The 23,805-nt window shown below is 67.4% G+C and carries 26 protein-coding genes, 1 pseudogene and 1 riboswitch; of the genes and pseudogenes, 1 reads left to right on the plus strand and 26 read right to left on the minus strand.

Annotated elements, in window-relative coordinates; genetic code table 11:
• Window positions 1-57: 57 nt before the first annotated feature.
• From LGM71_RS30765 to LGM71_RS30880, 24 genes and pseudogenes are all read right to left on the minus strand, one after another.
• Window positions 58-423, minus strand: a complete 366-nt coding sequence (locus tag LGM71_RS30765) for a phosphoribosyl-ATP diphosphatase (RefSeq protein WP_044845953.1) — start codon at window positions 421-423, stop codon at window positions 58-60.
• Complete coding sequence (gene hisI / locus LGM71_RS30770) at window positions 420-836, minus strand: phosphoribosyl-AMP cyclohydrolase (protein WP_044845954.1); 417 nt, start codon at window positions 834-836, stop codon at window positions 420-422. Before hisI ends, LGM71_RS30765 begins: the two co-directional genes overlap by 4 nt.
• Window positions 836-1,609: an imidazole glycerol phosphate synthase subunit HisF gene (gene hisF / locus LGM71_RS30775; protein WP_059599819.1), complete on the minus strand. Its 774-nt coding sequence runs from the start codon at window positions 1,607-1,609 to the stop codon at window positions 836-838. Before hisF ends, hisI begins: the two co-directional genes overlap by 1 nt.
• 105 nt (window positions 1,610-1,714) lie before the next feature.
• A complete protein-coding gene (gene hisA / locus LGM71_RS30780; protein ID WP_039366646.1) occupies window positions 1,715-2,470 on the minus strand; it encodes a 1-(5-phosphoribosyl)-5-[(5-phosphoribosylamino)methylideneamino]imidazole-4-carboxamide isomerase in 756 nt (251 codons plus the stop codon).
• A gap of 163 nt (window positions 2,471-2,633) precedes the next feature.
• Window positions 2,634-3,275, minus strand: coding sequence for an imidazole glycerol phosphate synthase subunit HisH (hisH, locus tag LGM71_RS30785; RefSeq protein WP_059599818.1), 642 nt, complete (start codon window positions 3,273-3,275; stop codon window positions 2,634-2,636).
• Window positions 3,272-3,892 (minus strand): YchE family NAAT transporter, encoded by a 621-nt coding sequence (locus LGM71_RS30790; protein WP_124904005.1) that lies wholly within the window; start codon window positions 3,890-3,892, stop codon window positions 3,272-3,274. The genes hisH and LGM71_RS30790 overlap by 4 nt, the downstream gene beginning before the upstream one ends.
• A gap of 62 nt (window positions 3,893-3,954) precedes the next feature.
• Complete coding sequence (gene hisB, locus LGM71_RS30795) at window positions 3,955-4,542, minus strand: imidazoleglycerol-phosphate dehydratase HisB (protein ID WP_059599816.1); 588 nt, start codon at window positions 4,540-4,542, stop codon at window positions 3,955-3,957.
• Between the two features lie 65 nt (window positions 4,543-4,607).
• A complete protein-coding gene (hisC, locus tag LGM71_RS30800; RefSeq protein WP_226118281.1) occupies window positions 4,608-5,681 on the minus strand; it encodes a histidinol-phosphate transaminase in 1,074 nt (357 codons plus the stop codon).
• A gap of 119 nt (window positions 5,682-5,800) precedes the next feature.
• On the minus strand, window positions 5,801-7,117 hold the full coding sequence (hisD, locus tag LGM71_RS30805) for a histidinol dehydrogenase (RefSeq protein WP_059599814.1): 1,317 nt from the start codon (window positions 7,115-7,117) through the stop codon (window positions 5,801-5,803).
• Window positions 7,118-7,141: 24 nt separating this feature from the next.
• Complete coding sequence (gene hisG / locus LGM71_RS30810; protein WP_059599813.1) at window positions 7,142-7,795, minus strand: ATP phosphoribosyltransferase; 654 nt, start codon at window positions 7,793-7,795, stop codon at window positions 7,142-7,144.
• A complete protein-coding gene (murA, locus tag LGM71_RS30815; protein WP_059599812.1) occupies window positions 7,792-9,141 on the minus strand; it encodes a UDP-N-acetylglucosamine 1-carboxyvinyltransferase in 1,350 nt (449 codons plus the stop codon). The genes hisG and murA overlap by 4 nt, the downstream gene beginning before the upstream one ends.
• A gap of 13 nt (window positions 9,142-9,154) precedes the next feature.
• Window positions 9,155-9,394: a BolA family protein gene (locus LGM71_RS30820; protein ID WP_006477131.1), complete on the minus strand. Its 240-nt coding sequence runs from the start codon at window positions 9,392-9,394 to the stop codon at window positions 9,155-9,157.
• 50 nt (window positions 9,395-9,444) lie between these two features.
• Complete coding sequence (locus LGM71_RS30825) at window positions 9,445-10,284, minus strand: ABC transporter permease (protein WP_226118283.1); 840 nt, start codon at window positions 10,282-10,284, stop codon at window positions 9,445-9,447.
• Window positions 10,281-11,207: an ABC transporter ATP-binding protein gene (locus LGM71_RS30830; RefSeq protein WP_059599810.1), complete on the minus strand. Its 927-nt coding sequence runs from the start codon at window positions 11,205-11,207 to the stop codon at window positions 10,281-10,283. Before LGM71_RS30830 ends, LGM71_RS30825 begins: the two co-directional genes overlap by 4 nt.
• Window positions 11,208-11,399: 192 nt before the next feature.
• Window positions 11,400-11,675 (minus strand): lipid asymmetry maintenance protein MlaB, encoded by a 276-nt coding sequence (locus LGM71_RS30835; RefSeq protein ID WP_124904013.1) that lies wholly within the window; start codon window positions 11,673-11,675, stop codon window positions 11,400-11,402.
• Complete coding sequence (locus tag LGM71_RS30840; RefSeq protein WP_124628028.1) at window positions 11,672-12,301, minus strand: phospholipid-binding protein MlaC; 630 nt, start codon at window positions 12,299-12,301, stop codon at window positions 11,672-11,674. Before LGM71_RS30840 ends, LGM71_RS30835 begins: the two co-directional genes overlap by 4 nt.
• Window positions 12,302-12,411: 110 nt before the next feature.
• A pseudogene (locus LGM71_RS30845) lies at window positions 12,412-13,375 on the minus strand (VacJ family lipoprotein).
• A gap of 31 nt (window positions 13,376-13,406) precedes the next feature.
• Window positions 13,407-13,967, minus strand: coding sequence for an outer membrane lipid asymmetry maintenance protein MlaD (gene mlaD, locus LGM71_RS30850; protein WP_059599808.1), 561 nt, complete (start codon window positions 13,965-13,967; stop codon window positions 13,407-13,409).
• Between the two features lie 24 nt (window positions 13,968-13,991).
• Window positions 13,992-14,759, minus strand: a complete 768-nt coding sequence (gene mlaE / locus LGM71_RS30855; RefSeq protein ID WP_059599807.1) for a lipid asymmetry maintenance ABC transporter permease subunit MlaE — start codon at window positions 14,757-14,759, stop codon at window positions 13,992-13,994.
• A complete protein-coding gene (locus tag LGM71_RS30860) occupies window positions 14,756-15,577 on the minus strand; it encodes an ABC transporter ATP-binding protein (protein WP_059535623.1) in 822 nt (273 codons plus the stop codon). Before LGM71_RS30860 ends, mlaE begins: the two co-directional genes overlap by 4 nt.
• A gap of 84 nt (window positions 15,578-15,661) precedes the next feature.
• On the minus strand, window positions 15,662-16,786 hold the full coding sequence (gene thiE, locus LGM71_RS30865) for a thiamine phosphate synthase (protein WP_226118285.1): 1,125 nt from the start codon (window positions 16,784-16,786) through the stop codon (window positions 15,662-15,664).
• Window positions 16,783-17,598 carry a thiazole synthase gene (locus tag LGM71_RS30870; protein WP_059599805.1) on the minus strand — a complete coding sequence of 272 codons (816 nt, stop codon included), beginning with the start codon at window positions 17,596-17,598 and terminating at the stop codon, window positions 16,783-16,785. The genes thiE and LGM71_RS30870 overlap by 4 nt, the downstream gene beginning before the upstream one ends.
• A gap of 39 nt (window positions 17,599-17,637) precedes the next feature.
• Window positions 17,638-17,835, minus strand: a complete 198-nt coding sequence (thiS, locus tag LGM71_RS30875) for a sulfur carrier protein ThiS (RefSeq protein WP_014898319.1) — start codon at window positions 17,833-17,835, stop codon at window positions 17,638-17,640.
• A gap of 32 nt (window positions 17,836-17,867) precedes the next feature.
• A complete protein-coding gene (locus tag LGM71_RS30880; RefSeq protein ID WP_226118293.1) occupies window positions 17,868-19,004 on the minus strand; it encodes an FAD-dependent oxidoreductase in 1,137 nt (378 codons plus the stop codon).
• Between the two features lie 234 nt (window positions 19,005-19,238).
• A riboswitch (TPP riboswitch) is annotated at window positions 19,239-19,362 on the minus strand.
• 268 nt (window positions 19,363-19,630) lie between these two features.
• Between LGM71_RS30880 and LGM71_RS30885 the strand changes: the two genes are divergently transcribed.
• Window positions 19,631-21,400: an ABC transporter ATP-binding protein/permease gene (locus tag LGM71_RS30885; protein WP_226118296.1), complete on the plus strand. Its 1,770-nt coding sequence runs from the start codon at window positions 19,631-19,633 to the stop codon at window positions 21,398-21,400.
• Between the two features lie 70 nt (window positions 21,401-21,470).
• Here LGM71_RS30885 and thpR read toward each other — a convergent pair whose 3' ends face one another.
• Both thpR and LGM71_RS30895 read right to left on the minus strand, forming a co-directional pair.
• Window positions 21,471-22,019, minus strand: coding sequence for an RNA 2',3'-cyclic phosphodiesterase (gene thpR, locus LGM71_RS30890; protein ID WP_124904021.1), 549 nt, complete (start codon window positions 22,017-22,019; stop codon window positions 21,471-21,473).
• Window positions 22,016-23,506 carry an alanine/glycine:cation symporter family protein gene (locus LGM71_RS30895; protein WP_124628039.1) on the minus strand — a complete coding sequence of 497 codons (1,491 nt, stop codon included), beginning with the start codon at window positions 23,504-23,506 and terminating at the stop codon, window positions 22,016-22,018. Before LGM71_RS30895 ends, thpR begins: the two co-directional genes overlap by 4 nt.
• Between the last annotated feature and the right edge of the window lie 299 nt (window positions 23,507-23,805).

Here is a 23,805-nt window from a genome sequence, read left to right on the forward strand (position 1 = left end):
TAGATGACAATTCTTACAGCTTACCGCACTGTCGTCGGCGCGGCAGGCCGCGCGTCGTCACCCGCCGTTTTCCTCGCGCTCGCGACGCTTGCGCAGCGCCTTTTCCTCGATGCCCGACAGACCTTCGCGGCGCTCGAGTTCGGCGATCACGTCGGCCGGGCTCAGGTCGAAATGCGACAGCATCACCAGGCAATGGAACCACAGGTCGGCCACCTCGCCGACCAGCGCCGTCGGCGCGCCGCCCTGGCGCACGTCCTTCGCGGCCAGCACGACTTCGGTCGCCTCTTCGCCGATCTTCTTCAGCACCGCGTCGTCGCCCTTGTGAAACAGGCGCGATACGTACGATTGTTCGGGGTCGCCGCCCTTGCGGCTATCGATCACGGCCGCGAGGCGCAGCAGCGTGTCTTCGGTCGATTGCGTCATTTGTAGATGTGTTCGGGGTCTTTCAGCACCGGATCGACCGCGACCCAGTCGCCGCTGTCCACGGTGCCTTCGAATTTCTGGAAGAAGCACGAATGCCGGCCGGTGTGGCATGCGATGCCCGACACCTGCTCGACCTTCAGCAGCACGACGTCCTCGTCGCAGTCGAGCCGCACCTCGTGCACGTGCTGCACGTGGCCCGACTCCTCGCCCTTGAACCACAGGCGCTTGCGCGAACGCGAATAGTAGACCGCGCGCTGCGTCTCGATCGTCTTCGCCAGTGCCTCGCGGTTCATCCACGCGAACATCAGCACGTCGTTCGTCGACGCTTCCTGCGCGATCACCGGCACGAGGCCGTTGTCGTCCCAGCGGACCTTGTCGAGCCACGCGGGCAGGGATTTCGTTTCCGTATTCATCACAGCCTCACCGGAATGCCCTGGTCGGCCATGAAGCGCTTCGCCTCGCCAACCGTGTGCTCGCCGTAGTGGAAGATGCTCGCGGCCAGCACTGCGTCGGCGCGGCCGTCCTTGATGCCGTCCGCGAGGTCCTGCAGCGAGCCCACGCCGCCCGATGCGATCACCGGGACCGGCACCGCGTCCGACACGCCGCGCGTGAGCGCGAGGTCGAAACCGGACTTCGTGCCGTCGCGGTCCATGCTCGTGAGCAGGATCTCGCCCGCGCCGAGCTCGGCCATCTTGCGCGCCCATTCGATCGCGTCGAGGCCCGTGCCCTTGCGGCCGCCGTGCGTGAACACTTCCCAGCGCGGCGCCTCGCCGTCGGCCGACACGCGCTTCGCGTCGATCGCGACGACGATGCACTGCGAGCCGTACTTGTCGGCCGCGTCGCGCACGAGCTGCGGGTTCGCGACCGCCGACGAATTCATGCTGACCTTGTCCGCACCGGCGTTCAACAGGCGCCGCACGTCCTCGACGGCGCGCACGCCGCCGCCGACGGTCAGCGGAATGAAGACCTGCGACGCGACGGCTTCGATGATCGGCAGAATCAGGTCGCGCTGGTCGGACGTCGCGGTGATGTCGAGGAAGGTCAGTTCGTCGGCGCCTTGTTCGTCGTAGCGGCGCGCGATTTCGACGGGGTCGCCGGCATCGCGCAGTTCGACGAAATTGACGCCCTTGACGACACGCCCGGCAGTCACGTCCAGGCAGGGGATGATGCGTTTAGCTAGAGCCATGATGTTGCGCCAAATGCCGCGCTGGGACGGCCGGTTACGGAAGCCTCGCGCGAGGCTTCCGGTGGAGCCGCCCGCGGGCAGCTCCGGCAAACGGAACAACCGCGGTTACGCGTTGTCGAGTTCGCCGTTCAGTTCGTCCGCGCGCTTTTGCGCGGCCGCGAAATCGAGATCGCCGGAGTAGATCGCACGGCCGCAGATCACGCCTTCGACGCCATGCTCTTCCACTTCGCAGAGGTTCTCTATGTCCGTGAGGTTCGACAGGCCGCCGCTGGCGATCACCGGAATGCCGACCGCCTGCGCGAGCTTCACGGTCGCCTCGATGTTGATGCCCTGCAGCATCCCGTCGCGGCCGATGTCCGTGTAGACGATCGATTCGACGCCGTAGTCCTCGAACTTGCGCGCGAGATCGATCACTTCGTGGCCGGTCAGCTTGCTCCAGCCGTCGGTCGCGACCTTGCCGTCCTTCGCGTCCAGCCCGACGATGATGTTGCCGGAGAACGCGGTGCACGCGTCCTGCAGGAAGCCGGGGTTCTTCACGGCGGCAGTGCCGATGATCACGTAGGACAGGCCGGCGTCGAGATACTTCTCGATCGTTTCGAGGCTGCGGATGCCGCCGCCGAGCTGTACGGGGATTTCGTCGCCGACTTCGTCGAGGATCGCTTCGATCGCTTCGAGATTCTTCGGCTTGCCGGCGAATGCGCCGTTCAGGTCGACGAGATGGAGCCGCCGGGCGCCGAGATCGACCCACTTGCGGGCCATCGCCGCCGGGTCCTCGGAGAAAATCGTGGCCTGGTCCATATCGCCCTGTTTGAGGCGCACACACTGACCGTCTTTGAGATCGATGGCCGGAATCAGCAACATAGCAATCGGGTGTCGTCGTGGAAAATGAAAAGAATCCGGCGCGTACCGGCCAAACCGGTGCCGCGCCGTCTCGCTAGTTTAGTACAACTCTTTCGGCGCTTAAGCGGGCAAGCCCCGCGCGACGGGCCGTTCGGCCCGGTCGACTGTGGCTCGCACACCACGTTTACGGCTTCCAGTGTACGAAGTTGCGATACAGACGCAACCCGACCTCCGCGCTTTTCTCGGGGTGGAATTGGGTCGCGAAGAGGTTGTCCCGCGCGACCGCGGACGTAAACGGCGCGCCGTATACCGTTTCGCCGACCGTGTGCGCCGGGTTGTCCGGGCTCACGTAATAACTGTGCACGAAGTAGAAATATGCGTCGTCGGGCACGCCATCCCACAGCGGGTGCGGCTGCGACTGGTGCACGCGGTTCCAGCCCATCTGCGGCACCTTGAAGCGCGAGCCGTCGTCCTGCAGGCGGCCTTCGAGCTCGAAACGCACGACCTTGCCGGGCAACAGGCCGAGGCCCTTCGTGTCGCCTTCCGCGCTCCAGTCGAACAGCATCTGCTCGCCGACGCACACGCCGAGCAGCGGCTTCGTGCGCGACGCCTCGATCACGGCCTCCTGCAGCCCCGACTCGCCGAGGCAGCGCATGCAGTCGGGCATCGCGCCCTGGCCGGGCAGCACGACGCGGTCGGCCGCGCGAATCGCGGCCGGCGTATCGACGATCGCCACGTCGGCGGCCGGTTCGGCCTTCTTGAGCGCCTGCGCAACCGAGCGCAGGTTGCCCATCCCATAATCCACAATCGCAATCGAAGTTTTCATCTCAGTGCAGGCAGTAGCGCCCTCAGTCCATTGACGATGAATTCCACCGCCAGCGCCGACAGCATCAGACCCATCAGCCGCGTGGCGATGTTGATGCCGGTGCGGCCGATCCAGTTCGCGATCGGCTCGGCAAGCCGCATCGCGAAGAAACACAGCAGAGCCAGGACCGCGCCGATCGCGACGAGCCCGGCTCGCTCATACCAGTGATGCGAGTTCGCCGCATAGACGATCGCCGTGCTGATCGAGCCGGGGCCCGTGAGCAGCGGAATCGCCAGCGGCACGACCGCGATGTTGTCCTTCAGCTCGGCCTCGTGGCGCTCCTCCGGCGTCGATCGCGTGTTGCCGATCTGCGCGTTCAGCATGTTGATCGCCATCAGCAACATGATGATCCCGCCGCCCACTTCAAGGGAGCCGACCGAAATGCCGAAGAAGTCGATGATCTGCTGCCCGAGCAGCGTCGTCACCGTCATCACGCAGAACACCGACACCGACGCGATCCGGATCGTGCGGCGCCGCTCGATGTCCGACTGCTGCGCCGTCAGGCTCAGGAAAAACGGCAACGCGCCGATCGGGTTGATCAGCGCCAGCAGCGAAATGAACGATTTGAGCAGATCCATCGCAAGCCGGCGCGCCGCGCCGAAGCTGTGAGGTTGTCGTTGGCGTCCTGTCCGTTCGGAAGTTAGAGGCTGCCCTTCGTCGACGGAATCTGCCCCGCCGCACGCTCGTCGAGCTCCACCGCCCCACGCAGCGCCCGGCCGAAGGCCTTGAACACCGTTTCGAGCTGGTGGTGCGCGTTGATTCCGCGCAGGTTGTCGATGTGCAGCGTGACGCCCGCGTGGTTCACGAACCCGCGGAAGAATTCGATGGACAGGTCGACGTCGAACGTGCCGATCCGCGCACGCGTGAACGGCACGTGGAATTCAAGACCCGGCCGGCCCGAGAAGTCGATCACGACGCGCGACAGCGCCTCGTCGAGCGGCACGTACGAATGGCCGTAGCGGCGGATGCCCTTCTTGTCGCCGATCGCCTTCGCGACAGCCTGACCAAGCGTGATGCCGACGTCCTCGACCGTGTGGTGGTCGTCGATATGGGTATCGCCATGCGCTTCGACCTCGAGATCGATCAGACCATGTCGCGCGATCTGGTCGAGCATATGGTCGAGAAACGGCACGCCGGTGGCCAGCTTCTGCCGGCCCGTCCCGTCGAGATCGAGCTTCACACGGATCTGCGTTTCGCTGGTATTGCGAACGACTTCCGCCACACGCATGGCAATTCCTTGAATGAGTCTGATGTAAATGGGGATTGATCGTCGCGCGCCGCCGCGCCCTGGGCTCAACCGGGCAGCGCGAGTTTCAAAGCAGCCAGCAGGCGCGCGTTTTCGTCGGGAGAACCGACGGTCAGCCGCACGCATTCGGCCAGCAACGGATGCATTTTACTCACGTTTTTGACCAGCACCCGCTCCGTGAGCAGCGCATCGAACACGGCGGCCGCGTCCGGCACGCGCACCAGCAGGAAATTGCCGGCGCTCGGGAACACCGTCGCACCCGGCAGCGCGGCCACGGCCTGCGCGAGGCGCGTGCGTTCCGCACGCAGTTCGGCCGCCTGCGCGTCGAGCACGTCGAGGTGGTCGAGCAGGAAATCGGCGGTCGCCTGGGTCAGCACGTTGATGTTGTACGGCGGGCGCACCTTGTCGAACTCGGTCAGCCACGCCGGCAGGCCGGCGAGATAGCCGAGGCGGATCCCCGCGAGGCCGAGCTTCGACACCGTGCGCATCACGACGACATTGTCGAACTCGGCGGCACGCGGCAGCCACGAGCGCTCCGCGAACGGCTGGTACGCCTCGTCGATCACGATCAGGCTGTGCCGCGCGGCCGCGATGATCCGCTCGACGTCGGCTTCGTCGTACAGCGTGCCGGTCGGGTTGTTCGGGTAAGCGAGGTAGACGAGCGCGGGCCGATGCTCGGCGATCGCCGCGATCATCGCGTCGGCGTCGAGCGTCAGGTCGGCCTTGAGCGGCACGCCGACGAATTCGAGCTGCGCGAACTTCGCCGACAATTCGTACATCACGAAGCCCGGCACCGGTGCGAGCACCTTCGCGCCCGGCTTCGCGCATGCCACCGACATCATGCTGATGATTTCGTCCGAGCCGTTGCCGAGCAGCACGTCGCATGCGGCCGGCACGCCCATCGCACGGCGCAGCTTGTCGAGCAGCGCGCCCGGGCGCGGCGCCGGGTAGCGGTTCAGCGCGACCTGCGCGAGGCGTTCGCCGAGCGCCGCCGCAAGCGGCGCCGGCAGCGAATACGGGTTCTCCATCGCGTCGAGCTTCACGAAGCCGCTTGCGTCGGGCACCGGGTAGCTCGTCATCGCGAGCACGTCGCGGCGGATGATGTCTTGTGGCGTCGTCATGGTCTCAAGCCGGCGTGCGTCGCGCCGGCGTCAATTGGTCGGCAAGGCGGCGGCTGCCGCCCTGCGCTGGGTCTCCTCGTCGACCGGAACCGCTGCGTCGGCATCGGCTCCGGCGCGCGTCACCCCTTCATCCGGAGCTCGGCGCTACGCGCGTGCGCCTGCAGCCCTTCGCCGTATGCGAGCTCGGAGGCGATCTCGCCCAGCGTCTGCGCCCCTTCGGCGCTGACTTCGATCAGGCTCGAACGCTTGATGAAGTCGTACACGCCGAGCGGCGACGAGAAGCGCGCGGTGCGCGACGTCGGCAGCACGTGGTTCGGGCCCGCGCAGTAGTCGCCGAGGCTTTCGCTCGTGTAGCGGCCGAGGAAGATCGCGCCGGCGTGGCGGATTTGCTGGCCCCATTGCTGCGGCTCCAGCGCGGAAATCTCGAGGTGCTCCGGCGCGATGTCATTCGCGATCCGGCACGCTTCGGCCATATCGCGCACCTTGATCAGCGCGCCGCGGCCTTCCAGCGACGCGCGGATCACGTCCCGGCGCGGCATTGTCGGCAACAGCTCGTCGATCGCCTTCTCGACGCGCTCGAGGAATGCGGCGTCCGGGCACAGCAGGATCGACTGCGCGAGCTCGTCGTGTTCGGCCTGCGAGAACAGGTCCATCGCGACCCAGCTCGGATCGGTCGTGCCGTCGCACAGCACGAGGATTTCCGACGGGCCGGCGATCATGTCGATGCCGACCGTGCCGAACACGCGGCGCTTCGCCGACGCGACGTATGCATTGCCCGGCCCGCAGATCTTGTCGACCGGCGGCACCGTGGCCGTGCCGTACGCGAGCGCGCCGACCGCCTGCGCGCCGCCGATCGTGAACACGCGATCGACGCCGCCGAGCAGCGCCGCGGCGAGCACGAGGTCGTTCTTCACGCCGTCCGGGGTCGGCACGACCATCACGATCTCGCCGACGCCCGCGACGCGCGCGGGAATCGCGTTCATCAGCACCGACGACGGATAGGCGGCCTTGCCGCCCGGCACGTACAGGCCGACGCGGTCGAGCGGCGTGACCTTCTGGCCGAGCACCGTGCCGTCGCTTTCCGTGTACTGCCAGCTATGGGTGCCGCACTCGATCTTCTGTTTCTCGTGATACGCACGCACGCGCGCGGCAGCGGCTTCCAGCGCCGCGCGCGCCTTCGGCGCGAGGCCGTCGAGCGCCGTCTGCAGCGCGTCCTGCGGCAGTTCGAGCGCGGCGACGCTGCTCGCGTCCAGCCGGTCGAAGCGGTTCGTGTACTCGAGCACCGCGGCGTCGCCGCGCGACTTCACGTCGGCGAGAATCTTCGCGACCGACTGCTCGATCGCTTCGTCCTCGCTCGCCTCGAACGCGAGCACCGCACGCAGCGCGGCGTCGAAGCCCTCGCTCGTCGAATCGAGTTTGCGGATGGTGATGGCCATGGGAATTCCGTTACGGTGATGCGCTCAATTGCCATTCTGCGACGCGCGTTCGAACGCGTCGAGAATCGGCTTGAGCGCCGTGCGCTTCAACTTCAGCGCAGCCTGGTTCACGACGAGGCGCGACGAGATCGCCATGATCTCCTCGACCTCGACCAGATTGTTCGCCTTCAGCGTGCCGCCCGAACTGACGAGGTCGACGATCGCGTCGGCCAGCCCGACCAGCGGCGCCAGCTCCATCGAGCCGTACAGCTTGATCAGGTCGACGTGCACGCCTTTCGCGGCGAAGTGTTCGCGTGCCGTTTCGACGTATTTGGTCGCGACCCGCAGGCGCGCGCCCTGGCGCACCGCGTTCGCATAGTCGAAACCGGCCGGCACGGCCACCGACATCCGGCAGCGCGCAATGTTCAGGTCGATCGGCTGGTACAGACCCGAGCCGCCGTGCTCGACCAGCACGTCCTTGCCCGCCACGCCGAAGTCGGCCGCGCCGTATTCGACGTAGGTCGGCACGTCGCTGGCGCGCACGATGATCACGCGCAGGTTCGGGTCGGTCGTCGGCAGGATCAGCTTGCGCGACGTTTCCGGATCCTCGGCCACCTGCACGCCGGCGGCCGCCAGCAGCGGCAGGGTTTCCTCGAAAATCCGGCCCTTCGACAGGGCGAGGGTCAGCGGCGCGGTCATGCTTGGCTCCCGGAGAGGCGGCGCACGTTCGCGCCGACGGCGGTCAGTTTGGTTTCCATGCGGTCGTAGCCGCGGTCCAGGTGATAGATGCGGTCGACGAGCGTTTCGCCTTCGGCCCGCAGCCCGGCGATCACGAGGCTCGCCGAGGCGCGCAGGTCGGTCGCCATCACGTTCGCGCCGGACAGCTTGTCGACGCCGGTCACGAGCGCCGTGTTGCCGTCGATCGTGATGTTCGCGCCGAGCCGGTTCAGCTCCTGCACGTGCATGAAGCGGTTCTCGAAAATGGTCTCGACAACCTGCGCGGTGCCCGTCGCGACCGAATTGAGGGCCATGAACTGCGCCTGCATGTCGGTCGGGAACGCCGGGTATTCCGACGTGCGGATCGTCACCGCCGACGGGCGGCGGTCCATCTTCACGCGCAGCCAGCTGTCGCCTTCCTCGATCGACACGCCGGCCTCGCGCAGCTTGTCGATCACCGCGTCGAGGATGTGCGGGCGCACGCCCGTCAGCATCACGTCGCCGCCCGCCGCCGCGACCGCGCACAGGAACGTGCCGGCCTCGATGCGATCGGGAATCACCGAATGGCGTGCGCCATGCAGCCGCTCGACACCCTGGATCACGAGGCGGTCGGTGCCGATGCCGTCGATTTTCGCGCCCATCGCGACCAGCAGGTGCGCGAGATCGCTCACTTCCGGTTCGCGGGCAGCGTTCTCGATCACCGTCTCGCCGTCCGCGAGCGTCGCGGCCATCAGCAGGTTTTCCGTCCCCGTCACCGTGATCATGTCGGTCACGATGCGCGCGCCCTTCAGGCGCTTCGCGCGCGCCTCGATGAAGCCGTGCTCGATGCTGATCTCGGCGCCCATCGCCTGCAGGCCCTTGATGTGCTGGTCGACCGGACGCGCGCCGATCGCGCAGCCGCCCGGCAGCGACACCTTCGCCTCGCCGAAGCGCGCGAGCAGCGGCCCGAGCACGAGAATCGACGCGCGCATCGTCTTCACGAGTTCGTACGGCGCCACGAGGTTGTCGACGCGCGACGCATCGAGCTGCACGCGGCAGCCGTCGGTCTCGCTCTTCACGCCCATCTGGTTCAGCACCTTCAGCGTGGTGCGCACGTCCTTCAGGTTCGGCACGTTGTCGAGTTCGACCGGCTCGGCGCTGAGCAGCCCCGCGCACAGGATCGGCAGCGCGGCGTTCTTCGCGCCCGACACGACGATCTCGCCCGACAACCGGCGACCGCCTTCGATCACCAGCTTGTCCATCCCATGTCCCTGCGATTCCCCGTTGGCGGCCGGGTGTGCCGTGGCGACGCTCTGGACGGCGTCGCACTCGTTGACGGTGACTTGCACTCAGTGGTTCCGGTTATGCGTTCTGCCATTCGGCGGGCGTCAGCGTCTTCATGCTGAGCGCGTGAATTTCCTGCTTCATGCGATCGCCGAGCGCCGCATAAACGAGCTGGTGCCGCTGGATCGGCCGCTTGCCTTCGAAGGCCGCCGACACGATCGTCGCGAAGAAATGCTGGCCGTCGCCTTCGACTTCCAGATGGGTGCAGGCGAGACCGCCGGCAATGTATTGCTTGACCTGTTCGGGAGTCGGCAACATGAGAGGCTCCTGTCGGCGCGCGCCGCCCGTGGCGGCCGCCACCGTCGATATCAATGACGCAGTTTGTAGCCGGTCGCGAGCAGCCGCATCGCGAACATCGCGAGCAGCACGAAGAAACCGGTGACGATCGCGAGGCTCGCGAGCGGGTTGATGTCGGACGCGCCGAAGAACCCGTAACGGAAGCCGTCGATCATGTAGAAAAACGGATTGAGACGCGAGATCTCGCGCCACACGGGCGGCAGTGAGTGCGTCGAATAGAACACGCCGGACAGGAACGTCAGCGGCATGATCAGGAAGTTCTGGAACGCGGCGAGCTGGTCGAACTTCTCGGCCCAGATCCCGGCGATCAGCCCGAGCGTGCCGAGGATCGCCGAGCCGAGCAGCGCGAACGCGATGATGAACAACGGCGCCGCGAAATGCATCGGGACAAACCAGATCGTCACGACGAATACGCCCGCGCCGACCGCGAGCCCGCGCACGACGGACGCGAGCACGTACGCGCCGAAGATGTCGCGGTACGACAGCGGCGGCAGCAGCATGAACACGAGGTTGCCGGTGATCTTCGACTGGATCAGCGACGACGAGCTGTTCGCGAACGCGTTCTGCAGCACGCTCATCATCACGAGGCCCGGCACGAGAAAGCTCACGTACTCGACGCCCGGATACACCTCGACGCGGCCCGACAGCGCGTGGCCGAAGATCGTCAGATACAGCAGCGCCGTCACGATCGGCGCGCACACCGTCTGGAACGACACCTTCCAGAAACGCAGCAGTTCCTTGTAGAACAGCGTTTGAAAGCCGCTTCCCGGCACTCGCCGGGCCGCCCCGATAGTGGCGGGCGCCCCCTCGGGGGGCAGCGAACGAAGTTCGCGTGGGGATTGTTGATTCATGCCAGACCCTCGATCACCTCGGCCCCGTTCATCACCTGGACGAACACATCCTCGAGGTCGGCCTTGCGGACCTCGATCTCGTCGAACGTGCAGCCCGCCGCGCGGCATTGCGCGAGGATCCGCTCGACATCGTCGTAGCTCGTCAGGCGCAGCAGGTGCTCGCCCGGCGCGCGGGCGGCCGGGTCGGACTCCAGCCCGCGCAGCTCGGACGGCAGCGCGCCAGTCCCCAGGCGCAGGTACAGCTGCAGCCCGGCGAAGCGGCGCAGCAGCGCGTCGGTGCGATCGAGCGCAACGACTTCGCCACGGCGCAGCATCGCGATGCGGTCGCACAGCGACTCGGCTTCCTCGAGGTAATGGGTGGTCAGCACGATCGTGTGGCCCTCGCGGTTCAGGCGCGAGATGAACTTCCACAGCGTCTGGCGCAATTCGACGTCGACGCCGGCGGTCGGTTCGTCGAGCACGATCACGGGCGGCCGGTGCACGAGCGCCTGCGCGACCAGCACGCGGCGCTTCATCCCGCCCGACAGCGCGCGCATGTTCGCGTCGGCCTTCTCGGTGAGGTCGAGATTGGCCATCACTTCGTCGATCCAGTCGTCGTTGCGGCGCAGCCCGAAATAGCCGGACTGGATCCGCAGCGTCTCGCGGACGGTGAAGAACGGGTCGAACACGAGTTCCTGCGGCACGACGCCGAGCGCGCGGCGCGCATCGCGGAAGTCCTTGACGACGTCGTGGCCGCGCACCGAGATACTGCCTTCATCGGCCCGGGTAAGCCCGGCGAGGATACTGATGAGCGTGGTCTTGCCTGCGCCGTTCGGGCCGAGCAGACCGAAAAACTCGCCTTCCTCGACCGACAGGCTGACGCCCTTGAGCGCCTGAAGCGATTTGTAGCGCTTCTTGACGTGACGGATTTCTATGGCTGACATGACTGTGCGCGGCGCAAGGGCCGCGACGCCTATTCTGTGCTTGCTGCGAAAGAAAATGGGGGCCGGACGCCGATTGGCTGCCCCGCAAAACGCTTGATTATAGGGCAAACCGGCTGGTGGGGCCGGCGCAGGAGGCGCGCGGCCTGAAGCGTGCGCGCGCCGGCTGGCGCGGCAGGCTTCGGTCGGGCAGGGTCAATGTCGCCCGGTGCCGTCGATGAGGGCGTCGACGCCATAGGCGCGCGCGAGGCTGGCGAGCTTCTGCGGGAGATTGAGGATGTCGAGGGTCGCGCCGCGCGCTTCGGCGGCACGTTGCCATGCGAGCAGCACGGCGAGCGCGGACGAGTCGAACTGCGTCAGCGCCGTGCAATCGACGGCGGTCGCGCCGGCGCCGATGCGCGCAAGACCGTCCGCGAGCGCGGACTTCGCGCTCGCGACGGTCAGCGAAGAGCCTGCTTCGAAGCCGCTCACGACGCCTGCTTGCCGGAGGCAAGTTGCTGGTTGCGCTGCGTCAGGAACTGGATCAGGCCGTCCACGCCGCTTTGCTGGATCTTCTCGTTGAACTGCTGCTGGTACGTCTGGATCAGCCACGCGCCGAGCACGTTCAGGTCATAGACCTTCCAGCCATTCGCCGACTTGTACAAGCGATAGTCGATCTGGACCGGCTGACCGTTGTTCATCGCGACCGTCTTCACCACCACGTCGGTGTCGGCCGGATCGGCGCGGAACGGCGGGTACTGGATCTGCTGGTCCGGCTTCAACTGCGCGAGCGCGCCCGAATACGTGCGGATCAGCAGCAGCTTGAACTGCTCCTGAATCTGCTGCTGCTGTTCGGCCGACGCCGTGCGCCAGTTGCGGCCCATCGCGAGCTGCGTGGTACGGCGGAAATCCGTGTACGGCAGGATGTCCTTGTTGACGATCGTAATGATGCGGTTGGTGTCGCCCTGCTTGATCGTCTGCTGCTTGACTTCGTCGAGCACCTGCTGCGTCGCCGTCTTGATCAGCGCCTGCGGGTTCGACTGGTCGACTTGCGCGTGAGCTGCGCTGCCGAACGAGAACAGCGCCGCGAAAACGGGGATCAGGAACAGTTTTTTCATCATAGTGACCTGCATGAAGAGTCGATGCGAAGGTTGGAGCCGGTAGCTTACGCGCAAGTTCGCGTGCGCTACCGACTGAATCGTTTCCGGCTGTAACGAATGTAAGTTGGTCAGTGCAGCTTGATGCTCGGGAAACGTCCCGCCCGGTGCGGGCGGCGTCATCTGCATTGCCGGCACGTTCGTCGCGCTGGCCGGGTTCGGTGCTTCGGCACTGCCCGACGCCGGTACGGCAACGGCCGCGCCCGATGCGCCGGCCGGTGCCGTCGCGCCGCCGACTGCAGCCGCGCCCGCCGTTCCGGCCGCGCCGGCTGCCGCCGGTGCCGCGCCGTCGTCCGGCAAGTCGTACTTCGGCAGCGCATCGTTGCTCGACGCCGTCGAGGCCTCGCCGCGCGCGTTGTCGATCAGCATCTGGCGGCGCTGCAGGTACGCATTGCGCACGAACGAATACTTGTCGAGCGCCGCGGCATCCAGCACGTCGCCCGCGCCGAGCAGGTTCGCACGCGTGTTGACGAGGTTCACGCCGAACAGGCCCCAGCTCAGGCCGTCCGGCTTCACGTAGGTGAGCGGATTGCCCACGTAGTCGACGCCGAGGCCTGCCGTGTCGCGCAGCGTGCTCGGGCCGAGCAGCGGCAGCACGAGATACGGGCCCGACGGCATGCCGTAGCGGCCCATCGTGATCCCGAAATCGGCCGTGTGCTTCGGCAGTTTCGCAATCGTCGCGACGTCGAACAGGCCGCCGACGCCGAACACCGTGTTGATCACGACGCGCATGATGTCGCCGACGCCGTCCGCGATTCGCAACTGCACGATGTTGTTCGCGGCGATGTAGACGTCGCCGATGTTCGAGAAGAAGTTCGTCACGCTGTCGCGCACCGGCTGCGGCACCACGTACTGGTAGCCCTTCGCGACCGGTTTCAGCGCGTACGTGTCGACCGTGTCGTTGAACTTGTACATCGACCGGTTGAAGCCTTCGAGCGGATCGCCCTTGGTCGGCGTCTGCACGGTCGCGCAACCGCTCAACGCGGCGACTGCCGCCACCGCGAGCGCGGCGTGCCTGATGCGGATCGTCTGCATGGTCATTCCCTCTTGTCTTTCTCTCGTGTGGTTATTGGGCAGCCGAGCCAGACACCGCGGAGGCCGGCACCGCGACCGGCGCGGGTGCCGCCGGCGCGGCCGAGGCCCCGGATGCCGGCTTCGCGCCGCCCGCGTCGGCTGCCTTGCTGTACAGGAACTGGCCGATCAGGTTCTCGAGCACGATCGCCGACTGCGTCATCGTGATCGTATCGCCCGCCTTCAGCATTTCGGTGTCGCCGCCCGGATCGAGGCCGATGTACTGCTCGCCGAGCAGGCCCGACGTCAGGATCTTCGCCGACGAATCCTTCGGGAACGGATACTGACCGTCGATATCGATCGTCACCAGCGCCTGATAGGTGTTGGTGTCGAAGCCGACCGACTTCACGCGGCCGACCACGACGCCCGCGCTCTTCACGGCGGCGCGCGGCTTCAGTCCGCCGATGTTGTCGAATTTCATCCTCACCGAGTAGGTCGGCTGAAACGACAGCGAGCTCATGTTGCCGACCTTGAGCGCCAGGAATAGCACCGCAAGGAAGCCCACCACCACGAACAGGCCGACCCAGAAGTCGAGAGCAGTCTTTTTCATCGTCATCCCAAAATTTGGCTTGGCTGAGGCTTAGCTGAACATCAGCGCGGTCAGCAGGAAATCGAGGCCGAGTACGGCGAGCGACGCGAACACGACCGTCTTGGTCGTCGCGCGCGACACGCCCTCGGGCGTGGGCTTCGCTTCATACCCCTGAAACAGTGCAATGAAGGTCACGGCGAACCCGAACACGATGCTCTTGATCACGCCGTTGCCGACGTCGGCCCACACCTCGACCCCGCCCTGCATCTGCGACCAGAACGCGCCCGGATCGACGCCGATCAGCACGACACCGACGAAATAGCCGCCGAGCACGCCGACCGCGTTGAAGATCGCGGCGAGCAGCGGCATCGCGATGATGCCGGCCCACATGCGCGGCGCGATCACCGTCTTGATCGGATCGACTGCCATCATCTCGAGCGCCGTGAGCTGCTCGCCGGCCTTCATCAGGCCGATCTCGGCGGTGAGCGACGTGCCGGCGCGGCCCGCGAACAGCAGCGCGGTCACGACCGGGCCGAGCTCGCGCACCAGCGACAGCGCGACCAGCAGGCCGAGCGCCTGCTCGGACCCGTAGCGATTCAGCGTGTAATAGCCCTGCAAGCCGAGCACGAAGCCGACGAACAGGCCCGACACGGCAATGATCACGAACGAATAGTTGCCGAGAAAGTGGATCTGCTTGGTGACCAGCCGCGGCCGGCGCAGCAACGGGAAGAATTCCAGCACGAGGCGCACGAACAGCCGCGTGCCGTAGCCCGCGCGCTCGAGGCCGCCAATGACGTAACGTCCGATCGCGCTGATCATGCGCGCCCTCCGCCGAGCCCGAAATCCGCAGCCAGCGGCGGGCTCGTGTAATGAAATTTGAACGGGCCGTCCGGCGCGCCGTCGATGAACTGGCGCACGCTCGGGTCGGTCGACGCACGCAGCTCGTCGGGCGTCCCCTGCGCGAGCACGCCACCATTGGCCAGAAAATACACGTAGTCGGCGATCGCGAACGATTCCGGCACGTCGTGCGTGACGAGGATCGACGTCGCGCCGAGTGCCTCGTTCAGCGTGCGGATCAGGTTCGCCGTGATGCCGAGCGAGATCGGATCGAGGCCCGCGAACGGTTCGTCGTACATGATGAGCTGCGGGTCGAGCGCGATCGCGCGCGCGAGCGCGATGCGGCGCGCCATCCCGCCTGACACCTCGGACGGCATCAGATCACGCGCGCCGCGCAGACCGACCGCGTTGAGCTTCATCAGCACCAGGTCGCGGATCAGGTCTTCGGGCAGGTCGGTGTGTTCGCGCAACGCGAACGCGACGTTCTCGAACACCGACATGTCGGTGAACAGCGCGCCGAACTGGAACAGCATGCCCATCTTGCGGCGCAGCGCGTACAGGCCGTCGCGCGTCTGCGCGCCGACGTCGGCGCCGTCGAACAGCACCTGGCCGCGGCGTGCGCGCACCAGTCCGCCGATCAGGCGCAGCACGGTCGTCTTGCCGCAACCCGACCCGCCCATGACGGCGACGACCTGGCCGCGCCCGAAGCGCATGTTCAGGTTCGACAGGACGAGGCGGTCGCCATAGCCAAAGTCGACGTCGCGAAGTTCCAGCAGAGTCTCGGTAGGAGTGGGGCTCACGGAGCTGACAGTCCTTTTACGCAGAACGCCGAATTATAGGGCCTGCATTGGAATGATGTCGTGACGCCGTTCCGGGCCCTGCGGTCAATGATTGTCAAATTGTCGGGCAAAACATTGCTGCAACGCAACAATCGCCGCCCGATAATCGTCTGCGCCCGTGACCGCACTGACCACCGCGACGCTGCCGACGCCCGTCGCCAGCACGTCCGGCAACGCGTCGAGCCCGACGCCGCCGATCGCGACGAGCGGCGCGCGCGCGCCCGCGAAGCGCGCATAGCGGGCAATCCGCGCGAGGCCCTGTGGCGGCGCCGCGACGGCCTTGGTCGCGGTCGTGTACACGGGGCCGAGCGCCAGATAGCTCGGGCGCTCGTGCAACGCGCGCAACATCTCGTAATAACCATGGCTCGACAGTCCGAGCCGCAGGCCCGCGCGCGCGATCGCGGCCAGATCGGCCGTTTCGAGGTCCTCCTGACCCAGATGTACGCCGTACGCGCCCTCTTCTATCGCGATTTGCCAGTGATCGTTGATGAACACGCGTGCATCGGGATAGCGGCGCCCTGCCGCGACCGCACGTGCGACTTCCCGGCGCAACGCGTCCGGGTTCGCGCCTTTCACGCGCAGCTGCACGGTTCGCGCGCCGCACTCGAGCACGCGTTCGACCCATTCGGCGTCGGGGACGACCGGATAGAGGCCGAGTTGCTTGGGGCACGGCGGGAATGCGGGCTCGGGTGCCGCGGCCAGGCCGGCGACGCGCGGGTACCGCGCGGCATCGATCGGCCACGCATCGGCCCCGCGCGTTTCGTCGCCGTCGCGCCACGCCAGCGCGAGCACGAGCGCGTCGATCGGCGCGAAACCGCAATCGAGGAACGCCGCGAGCGCCGCGATCCAGTCGTCGGCGAGCGGATGCGCGGCTTCCAGCGCGTAGCGCGCGCCTGCGGCGTGCAGCACCGCGCCGTGCTCGCCGAACTCGATCGCGACCGCGTCCGACGACGCGGGGCGCGATGCGGCCGACGCGCGCGCCTGCGCGGCACGATCGCCGGCCGACACGATCAGCACGTCGCCTTGGGCCGGCACGTCGGGCGCCGCGACGCACAGCCGCCACGCCGTCGTGCCGGTCGGCCAGTCGCCCAGGCGGGCGCGAATCCGCTCGGCCGCTTCGGCCAGCTCGTCGGCCGGCGGCCAGAAGGCATCGGCGAAGCGCGCACTCATGCGCCGCCCCCGTCCTGGTGCCAGAACGGCATCCCGACGACCGGCGTGCTCGCGTGCGCGGTCTCGCGCGCATCCATCGGCCCGGCGAGATAGGCCGCACGGCCGGCCTCGACGCCTTGCGCGAACGCACGCGCCATGATTTCCGGATGCGTGGCCTGCGACACGGCCGTGTTCAGCAGCACGCCGTCGAAACCCCACTCCATCACCTGGCACGCGTGCGACGGCACGCCGAGCCCGGCGTCGACGATCAGCGGCACGTCCGGCAGCCGCTCGCGCAGCACGCGCAGCCCGTACGGATTCACGACGCCCTTGCCGGTGCCGATCGGCGCGCCCCACGGCATCAGGGCCTCGCAGCCGACGTCAAGCAGACGCCGGCCGATCACGAGATCCTCGGTGCAGTACGGCAGCACCTTGAAGCCGTCCTTGACCAGTTGCGCGGCCGCCTCGATCAGCCCGATCGGGTCGGGCTGCAGCGTGTAGTCGTCGCCGATCAGTTCGAGCTTGATCCAGTCGGTATCGAAAACCTCGCGCGCCATGTGCGCGGTCGTCACCGCCTCGGCGACGGTCTGGCAGCCGGCCGTGTTCGGCAGCAGCGGCACCGAGTGACGCTTGAGCAGATCGAAAAAGCCGGCCTCTGCGGTGCCGCCGGTCATCTGGCGGCGCAGCGCGACCGTCACCATCCCGGGGCGCGACGCGGCGATCGAATCGGACAGCGACTGCAGCGACGGGTAGCGCGACGTGCCGAGCAACACGCGGCTTGCGAAGGTTTCGCCGTACAGCGTCAGCGCGTCGGCGGAAGTGAGGGACGTCATGTCGTTTTCCTGGAAGAGCAGAGGGCGAACCGGCGGCGCTCAGCCGCCCGCGACGGGGTGCACGACGTCGAGCTTGTCGCCCGTCGCGAGCGCGCGCGCCGCATGCTGCGTGCGCGCGACGAAATTGCCGTTCAGCGCAACCGCGTACGGCGGACGCGCGCCGTACGCGGCGAGCGCGTCGGCCACCGTTGCGCCGTCGGGCAGGGTCAGCGTCTGTTGGTTGATCTGGATATCCATGAGTCTTGGTCGAATTCGGTCGGCGGCGCGCATCAGGCCGGCTGGCGCGCGTCGTCGCGGTGATGGAGGAGCGTCGGCCAGCGCGCGGCATCGCGCCACGCGGCGAACGCGTCGGCATCGGCGAACGCGCCGCCGAGCGCGGCTTGCGCGAACGCGACCGCCGCATGCGCGACTTCCGGCGCGATCATGAAGCCATGCCGGTACAGGCCGTTGACGGCCAGCGTCGTCGCGCCGTCCCAGATCACCGCCGGGCGGTGATCTGGCAGCGTCGGGCGGCATTGCGCGTTCAGCTCGAGAATGCGCGCCTCGCCGAACGCCGGGTGCACGGAAAACGCCGCGCTCAGCAGTTCGAGCGCCGAGCGCACGCTGACGGGCGACATGTCCTCGCCCTCCACTTCGGTCGCGCCGATCACGTACAGGTCGTCCTGTTTCGGCGCGATGTACAGCGGATAGCGCGGATGCAGCAGCCGCACGGGCCGCGTGAGCCCGATGCCTGGTGCGCACACGCGCGCGACTTCGCCGCGGATGCCCCGCAGCGCGGAAAGCGCGGATTTCGCGCCGAGCCCGCGGCAATCGATCGTGAAATGCGCGTCGGGCCGGTTCGCGTCGTCGATCGTCGCGTGCCAGTGCAACTCGACGCCGCGTTGCGCGAGGCCCGCCGCGAGTGCGCGCAGCGCCTGCCGGTTGTCGAGCTGCCCTTCGCGCGGCAGCATCAGGCCGCGCGCGAAGCGCCCCGCGAGCGCGGGCTCGGCCGCGTCGACCTGCGCGCCGGCCAGCGCGACGAAGCCACCGTCGAACAGTTCGGCCGGCGCGTTCGCGCGCACGCGCCGCTCGAACAGCGGCGCCTCGGCGCGATCCGCTTGATGCCAGACGACGAGCGTGCCGTGCTGCTGGAAGAACACCGGTTCGGGCAGTTCCGCGAGCCATTGCGGCCAGCGCGCGAGCGATGCCGCGCCGAGCTCGGTGATCAGCAGCTCGGCGCTGGCCGCCTCGGCGAGCGGCGCGAGCATCGCGGCCGCGATCCACGCGGCCGACTGCTCGCCGTCCGGGCCGCCGCGCTCGTACAGCGCGACGCGATGCCCGTCGCCCGCAAGCCGCCACGCGATCAGACGGCCGACGAGGCCGCCGCCGAGTACCGCGAAATCGGGCCGGGAAGCATGGAGGTTCATCGCGCGCCCTCCCCGCGAACAGCGCTATCGCGTGCGACGAACGTCGACGCGCATGCACCGTCCCGTGCGGACGCACGCGACAGCGGATCGGGAACAGCACAAAAGACTGAAGATTGAGCGGTCATCATTCCTTCCGTAACGCGCGACGCGCGTACCCAAAAGGACGAAACCGGCAGCAAAGGCCGGCCGGGCGGGACTCGGGCGCTGACCATGTGGGATGGCAGCCAGCGCGGCCCGGCGGGATCAGAAACTTCCCTCGCCGGTATTACCCGGATCGGGTGCGAAGGGTCTTTCTCAGCCTCGCCGCGTCGCCCGGAACTGTCCGTCGGCCGCGCTCGAAGCACCCCTGTTTCGTCGTCGGCCATTAGACCATAAAAGCGGAAAGCGCCGCAAACTGTCCCCTTGCGGCAAATTCGCCGTCGCGCCGCGCCGCTCTGGCACAATGCCCGCAGGCCGGCCGCGCGAGCGGCCGGTTGCCGCGTCACCGCCGGCCTTAAGTGCCGTTTAAGACGCGCGGGCCACCATCCGGACGCCCGCCGTCAGTCGGCACCTCGTCCCGGCATGCCGTATCGCGGCGCGCGTCCGGCTCCGCCCGGCCCGCGCGCCGGCTACTCATCAGGAAGCACATGACCCAATCGATCGATCCCGTCCGCTCCGTCTCCGACGCGCCGCAGGACGAGCGCCCGGTATCCGCGTGGAGCCTCATCAAGCCCTACTGGGTGTCGTCCGAATGGAAAATCGCGTGGGGGCTGCTGGTCACGATCATCGCAATCAACCTTTGCGTGGTCTGGATCAATGTCAAGCTGAACAAGTGGAACGCGCAGTTCTACAACGCGCTGCAGTCGAAGGACGTCCACGACTTCCCGAACCTGCTGATGCAGTTCTCCGCGCTCGCATTCGGCTTCATCATCCTCGCGGTGTACGGCCGCTACCTGCGCCAGATGCTCGGGTTCCGCTGGCGCCAGTGGCTCACCGACCGCTTTCTCGGCCAGTGGCTCGGCGATCGTGCGTTCTACCGGATCGAACGCGACCGCCTCGCCGACAACCCCGACCAGCGGATCACCGACGACCTCCAGTCGTTCGCGACGACGACGCTCGCGCTGTCGCTCGACCTGCTGTCGACGGTCGTCACGCTCGTGTCGTTCATCACCATCCTGTGGTCGCTCGCCGGCGCGCTGACGTTCTCGCTCGGCGCGACGCCGATCACGATCCCCGGCTACATGGTGTGGGCGGCCGCGCTGTACGCGGTGGTCGGCTCGCTGATCATCCAGAAGGTCGGCCACCCGCTCGTGTCGATCAACTACCAGCAGCAGCGCGTCGAGGCCGACTTCCGCTTCGGGCTGATCCGCGTGCGCGAGAACGCCGAGCAGATCGCGTTCTACGACGGCGAGAAAACCGAGACCGTCAATGCGCAGAACCTGTTCACGCGCATTCGCGACAACTGGTGGCGCGTGATGAAGTACACGAAGCGCCTTACGTTCGTGCTGAGCTTCTACGGGCAGATCGCGATCATCTTCCCGCTCGTCGTCGCGGCGCCGCGCTATTTCGCGGGCGCGTTCTCGTTCGGCGTGTTGATGCAGATCTCGTCGGCGTTCGGCACCGTCAGCGATTCGTTCTCCTGGTTCATCAACAGTTACTCGACCCTCGTCGAATGGCGCGCCACCGTCAACCGTCTGCGTGAGTTCAAGCGCGTGATGGGCACGTCGCACCTGAAGGAAAGCATGTCGCCCGCGACCGAGCACGGCGGCATCAACCTGCATTACGTCGATGCCGCGAAGCTGTCGACGTCGTCGCTGAAGCTCGCGCTGCCGAACGGCAACGCGCTCGCGAACATCGGCAACGTGACGATCGAACCCGGCTCGCGCTGGCTCGTCGTCGGCAAGTCGGGTTCCGGCAAGAGCACGTTCATGCGCGCGCTGGCGGGCCTCTGGCCGTTCGGCGACGGCGCGATCGATGCGCCGGTCGGCGCGCGGATGATGTTCGTGCCGCAAACCAGCTACTTGCCGATCGGCACGCTGAAGGCCGCGCTCACCTATCCGGCCGCGCCCGACGCGTTCACCGACGACGCGTGCCGCGACGCGCTGCGTGCGTGCCACCTGGAAGACTACGTCGGGCGCCTCGACGAGACCGCCCACTGGACGCGCGTGCTGTCGCCGGGCGAACAGCAGCGTCTGGCCGGCGCACGCGTGCTGCTGCACAAGCCGGACTTCCTGTTCCTCGACGAAGCGACGAGCGCGCTCGACGCCGACAATGAAGCGCGGCTCTATCATCTGTTCGCCGAACGGCTGCCGAAGGCCGCGATCGTCAGCATCGCGCACCGCGAGGCGCTGGCCGCGTTCCACGTCGGCACGATCAACGTCGAACGCGTGAACGAGAGCGACAAGGTCGCCGCTTAACCGCAAAAAAGGCCGGCGCATACCGCGCCGGCCTTCACTTCCTCGTCCTCCCCGCCTTCCAGCTTTCCCGCTACGCCGGCGCGACCGGCGCCGACACGATCGGCACATGCGACACGCCGTCGTGCGACAGCCTGCTTTCAAACAGCGTCAGCGCGACGAAACGCAGCGCGACCGGCCGCCCGGTCGCACCGCCGTGCGCAGGCTGCCCGTCCGCGTCGCGCGGCAACCGCGCAAGTGTGACGTGCGGCCTGAACGGCCGGCCGTCGGCCGGCACGCCCAGTTCGTGCAGCAGCGCGGACACGTCGGCATTCAGCGCCGCACAGGCGGGATCGGGCGCCAGCTCCGCGACGATCAGCCTCGCGCGCGGCAGGCTCGGCCACCACGCGATTCGCTCGACCAGCTGCAACGGCAGCGCATGCCCGGCCGCGAGTGCCGGCAGGCGCGCGGCCAGCGCATTGCACCGCTCCCGTTCGATTGCACCGATGAACGAGAGCGTCACGTGCAATTGAGCCGGCATCGTGCGCCGCGCGCCGCGGGTGACCGGCAACGCGTGCAGTGCATCGCGCGATGCCGCATCGGGCACCAGCGCGACGAATGCACGGAGCCGGTCGCCGTTCATGACTCGCGCACCGCCACGCGCGCTTCGACCACCGCGCCCTCCGAAGCCGGACGCTGAGGCAGCGGACCGTGCTCGCCCCACACGTCGGCGGGCAGCACGCTTGCAAGCTCGGGAATCGTGTTGCGCGTAAACACCGGATCGGCGACGCCTTCCGCGCGCTGGCGGCGATAGTCGCGCCACGCGGCATGCGCATATTTGCCGAGCGCGAGGATCGCGACCAGGTTGATGATCGCCATCAGCCCCATGCTCGTATCGGCCATCGCCCATACGAGCGGCAGTTGCCCGACGCTGCCGAACATCACCATCCCGAGCACCGCGACGCGGAACAGCGGCAGCACGCCGCGCCGCTTCGTGATGAAGTCGACGTTGCCTTCCGCGTACGCGTAATTGCCGATCACCGACGAGTACGCGAAGAAGAAGATCGCGACGGCCATGTAGATGCCGCCCCAGTCGCCGACGTGGCTCGCGATCGCGCGCTGCGTGAGCGCCGCGCCCTCCATGCCGGTGCCGAGTTCGTACTGGCCCGACAGCAGGATCACGAACGCGGTCGCGCTGCAGATCACGATCGTGTCGACGAACACGCCGAGCATCTGGATCAGCCCCTGCACGACCGGATGCCGCACGCTCGCGGTCGCGGCCGCGTTCGGTGCGCTGCCCATGCCGGCCTCATTCGAGAACAATCCGCGCTTCACACCCATCGCGACCGCCTGGCTGACTGCATAGCCGGTCAGGCCGCCCGCCGCCTGCTCGAGCCCGAACGCGCTCTTCACGATCAGCGCGATCACGCCCGGCACCAGCGCGACGTGCGTCGCGACCGCGTAGACCGCCAGAGCGAGGTAGCCGATCGCCATCACCGGCACGATCACCTGCGCGACCGACGCGATGCGGCGAATCCCGCCGAAGATGAGCGGCGCGGTGAGCAGCACGAGGCCGAGGCCGACCGTTTCGCGGCTCAAGCCGAACGACGTATGGAACGCGTCGGCGATCGCATTGGCCTGCACCGCGTTGAACACGAAGCCGAACGCGAGGATCAGCGACAGCGAGAACAGCACGCCGAAGCCGCGCGAGCGCAGGCCCGTCTGGATGTAGTACGCGGGGCCGCCGCGATAGCTGCCGTCCGCGTGCGACACCTTGAAGATCTGCGCGAGCGTCGCCTCGACGAACGCCGACGACATCCCGACGAGCGCCGTCATCCACATCCAGAAGATCGCGCCCGGCCCGCCGACCGTCAGCGCGACCGCCACACCGGCGATGTTGCCGGTGCCCACGCGGCTCGCGAGGCCGGTCGCGAACGCCTGGAATGACGAGATGCTGCCCGGCTCGCCCTTGCTGCCGACCAGTTTGATGCTGAGGAACAGCGCCTTCAGCTGGATCATCCGGAACCGCAGCGTGAACCACGCGCCCACGCCGAGCAGCAGCGCGATCAGCACGTAGTTCCACAGCACACCGTTGACGGCGTCGATCAGCCCTTGTACGAATGCTTCCATTCAGAGTCCTTGCAAATGGGGTCAGTCAAATGCGGCGGCCACGCGAACGCGGCCAGCGGGCGATGATATGACAGTTTCCAAGGAACATTACAAAATGAAAGTATTCGGGATCGCGGAAAATCAACGTCCGATGTGATCAGGTTAGGCGACGCTTCGGGGAGGTGCGGGGGATGCGACGGGGCGGGCGGCGCGGCGAGTGCATGCCCGGGGCTTGCGTGATGCCCCGGATCCTTGCTCTTTGTCACACGGTGCGCCAGGCTCGGCGAGCAACGATCCCGAGCGGAAATGCCGTAGCGGGC

Source organism: Burkholderia sp. AU33545, from assembly GCF_020419685.1.
Classification (GTDB): Bacteria; Pseudomonadota; Gammaproteobacteria; order Burkholderiales; family Burkholderiaceae; genus Burkholderia; species Burkholderia diffusa.

Bases quoted from the DNA above. Each gene is read 5' to 3' on its own strand.
- LGM71_RS30765 (WP_044845953.1), bottom strand. From the start codon at position 423: ATGACGCAATCGACCGAAGACACGCTGCTGCGCCTCGCGGCCGTGATC.
- hisI (WP_044845954.1), bottom strand. From the start codon at position 836: ATGAATACGGAAACGAAATCCCTGCCCGCGTGGCTCGACAAGGTCCGC.
- hisF (WP_059599819.1), bottom strand. From the start codon at position 1,609: ATGGCTCTAGCTAAACGCATCATCCCCTGCCTGGACGTGACTGCCGGG.
- hisA (WP_039366646.1), bottom strand. From the start codon at position 2,470: ATGTTGCTGATTCCGGCCATCGATCTCAAAGACGGTCAGTGTGTGCGC.
- hisH (WP_059599818.1), bottom strand. From the start codon at position 3,275: ATGAAAACTTCGATTGCGATTGTGGATTATGGGATGGGCAACCTGCGC.
- LGM71_RS30790 (WP_124904005.1), bottom strand. From the start codon at position 3,892: ATGGATCTGCTCAAATCGTTCATTTCGCTGCTGGCGCTGATCAACCCG.
- hisB (WP_059599816.1), bottom strand. From the start codon at position 4,542: ATGCGTGTGGCGGAAGTCGTTCGCAATACCAGCGAAACGCAGATCCGT.
- hisC (WP_226118281.1), bottom strand. From the start codon at position 5,681: ATGACGACGCCACAAGACATCATCCGCCGCGACGTGCTCGCGATGACG.
- hisD (WP_059599814.1), bottom strand. From the start codon at position 7,117: ATGGCCATCACCATCCGCAAACTCGATTCGACGAGCGAGGGCTTCGAC.
- hisG (WP_059599813.1), bottom strand. From the start codon at position 7,795: ATGACCGCGCCGCTGACCCTCGCCCTGTCGAAGGGCCGGATTTTCGAG.
- LGM71_RS30820 (WP_006477131.1), bottom strand. From the start codon at position 9,394: ATGTTGCCGACTCCCGAACAGGTCAAGCAATACATTGCCGGCGGTCTC.
- LGM71_RS30825 (WP_226118283.1), bottom strand. From the start codon at position 10,284: ATGAATCAACAATCCCCACGCGAACTTCGTTCGCTGCCCCCCGAGGGG.
- LGM71_RS30830 (WP_059599810.1), bottom strand. From the start codon at position 11,207: ATGTCAGCCATAGAAATCCGTCACGTCAAGAAGCGCTACAAATCGCTT.
- LGM71_RS30840 (WP_124628028.1), bottom strand. From the start codon at position 12,301: ATGAAAAAACTGTTCCTGATCCCCGTTTTCGCGGCGCTGTTCTCGTTC.
- mlaD (WP_059599808.1), bottom strand. From the start codon at position 13,967: ATGACGATGAAAAAGACTGCTCTCGACTTCTGGGTCGGCCTGTTCGTG.
- mlaE (WP_059599807.1), bottom strand. From the start codon at position 14,759: ATGATCAGCGCGATCGGACGTTACGTCATTGGCGGCCTCGAGCGCGCG.
- thiE (WP_226118285.1), bottom strand. From the start codon at position 16,786: ATGAGTGCGCGCTTCGCCGATGCCTTCTGGCCGCCGGCCGACGAGCTG.
- LGM71_RS30870 (WP_059599805.1), bottom strand. From the start codon at position 17,598: ATGACGTCCCTCACTTCCGCCGACGCGCTGACGCTGTACGGCGAAACC.
- thiS (WP_014898319.1), bottom strand. From the start codon at position 17,835: ATGGATATCCAGATCAACCAACAGACGCTGACCCTGCCCGACGGCGCA.
- LGM71_RS30880 (WP_226118293.1), bottom strand. From the start codon at position 19,004: ATGAACCTCCATGCTTCCCGGCCCGATTTCGCGGTACTCGGCGGCGGC.
- LGM71_RS30885 (WP_226118296.1), top strand. From the start codon at position 19,631: ATGACCCAATCGATCGATCCCGTCCGCTCCGTCTCCGACGCGCCGCAG.
- thpR (WP_124904021.1), bottom strand. From the start codon at position 22,019: ATGAACGGCGACCGGCTCCGTGCATTCGTCGCGCTGGTGCCCGATGCG.
- LGM71_RS30895 (WP_124628039.1), bottom strand. From the start codon at position 23,506: ATGGAAGCATTCGTACAAGGGCTGATCGACGCCGTCAACGGTGTGCTG.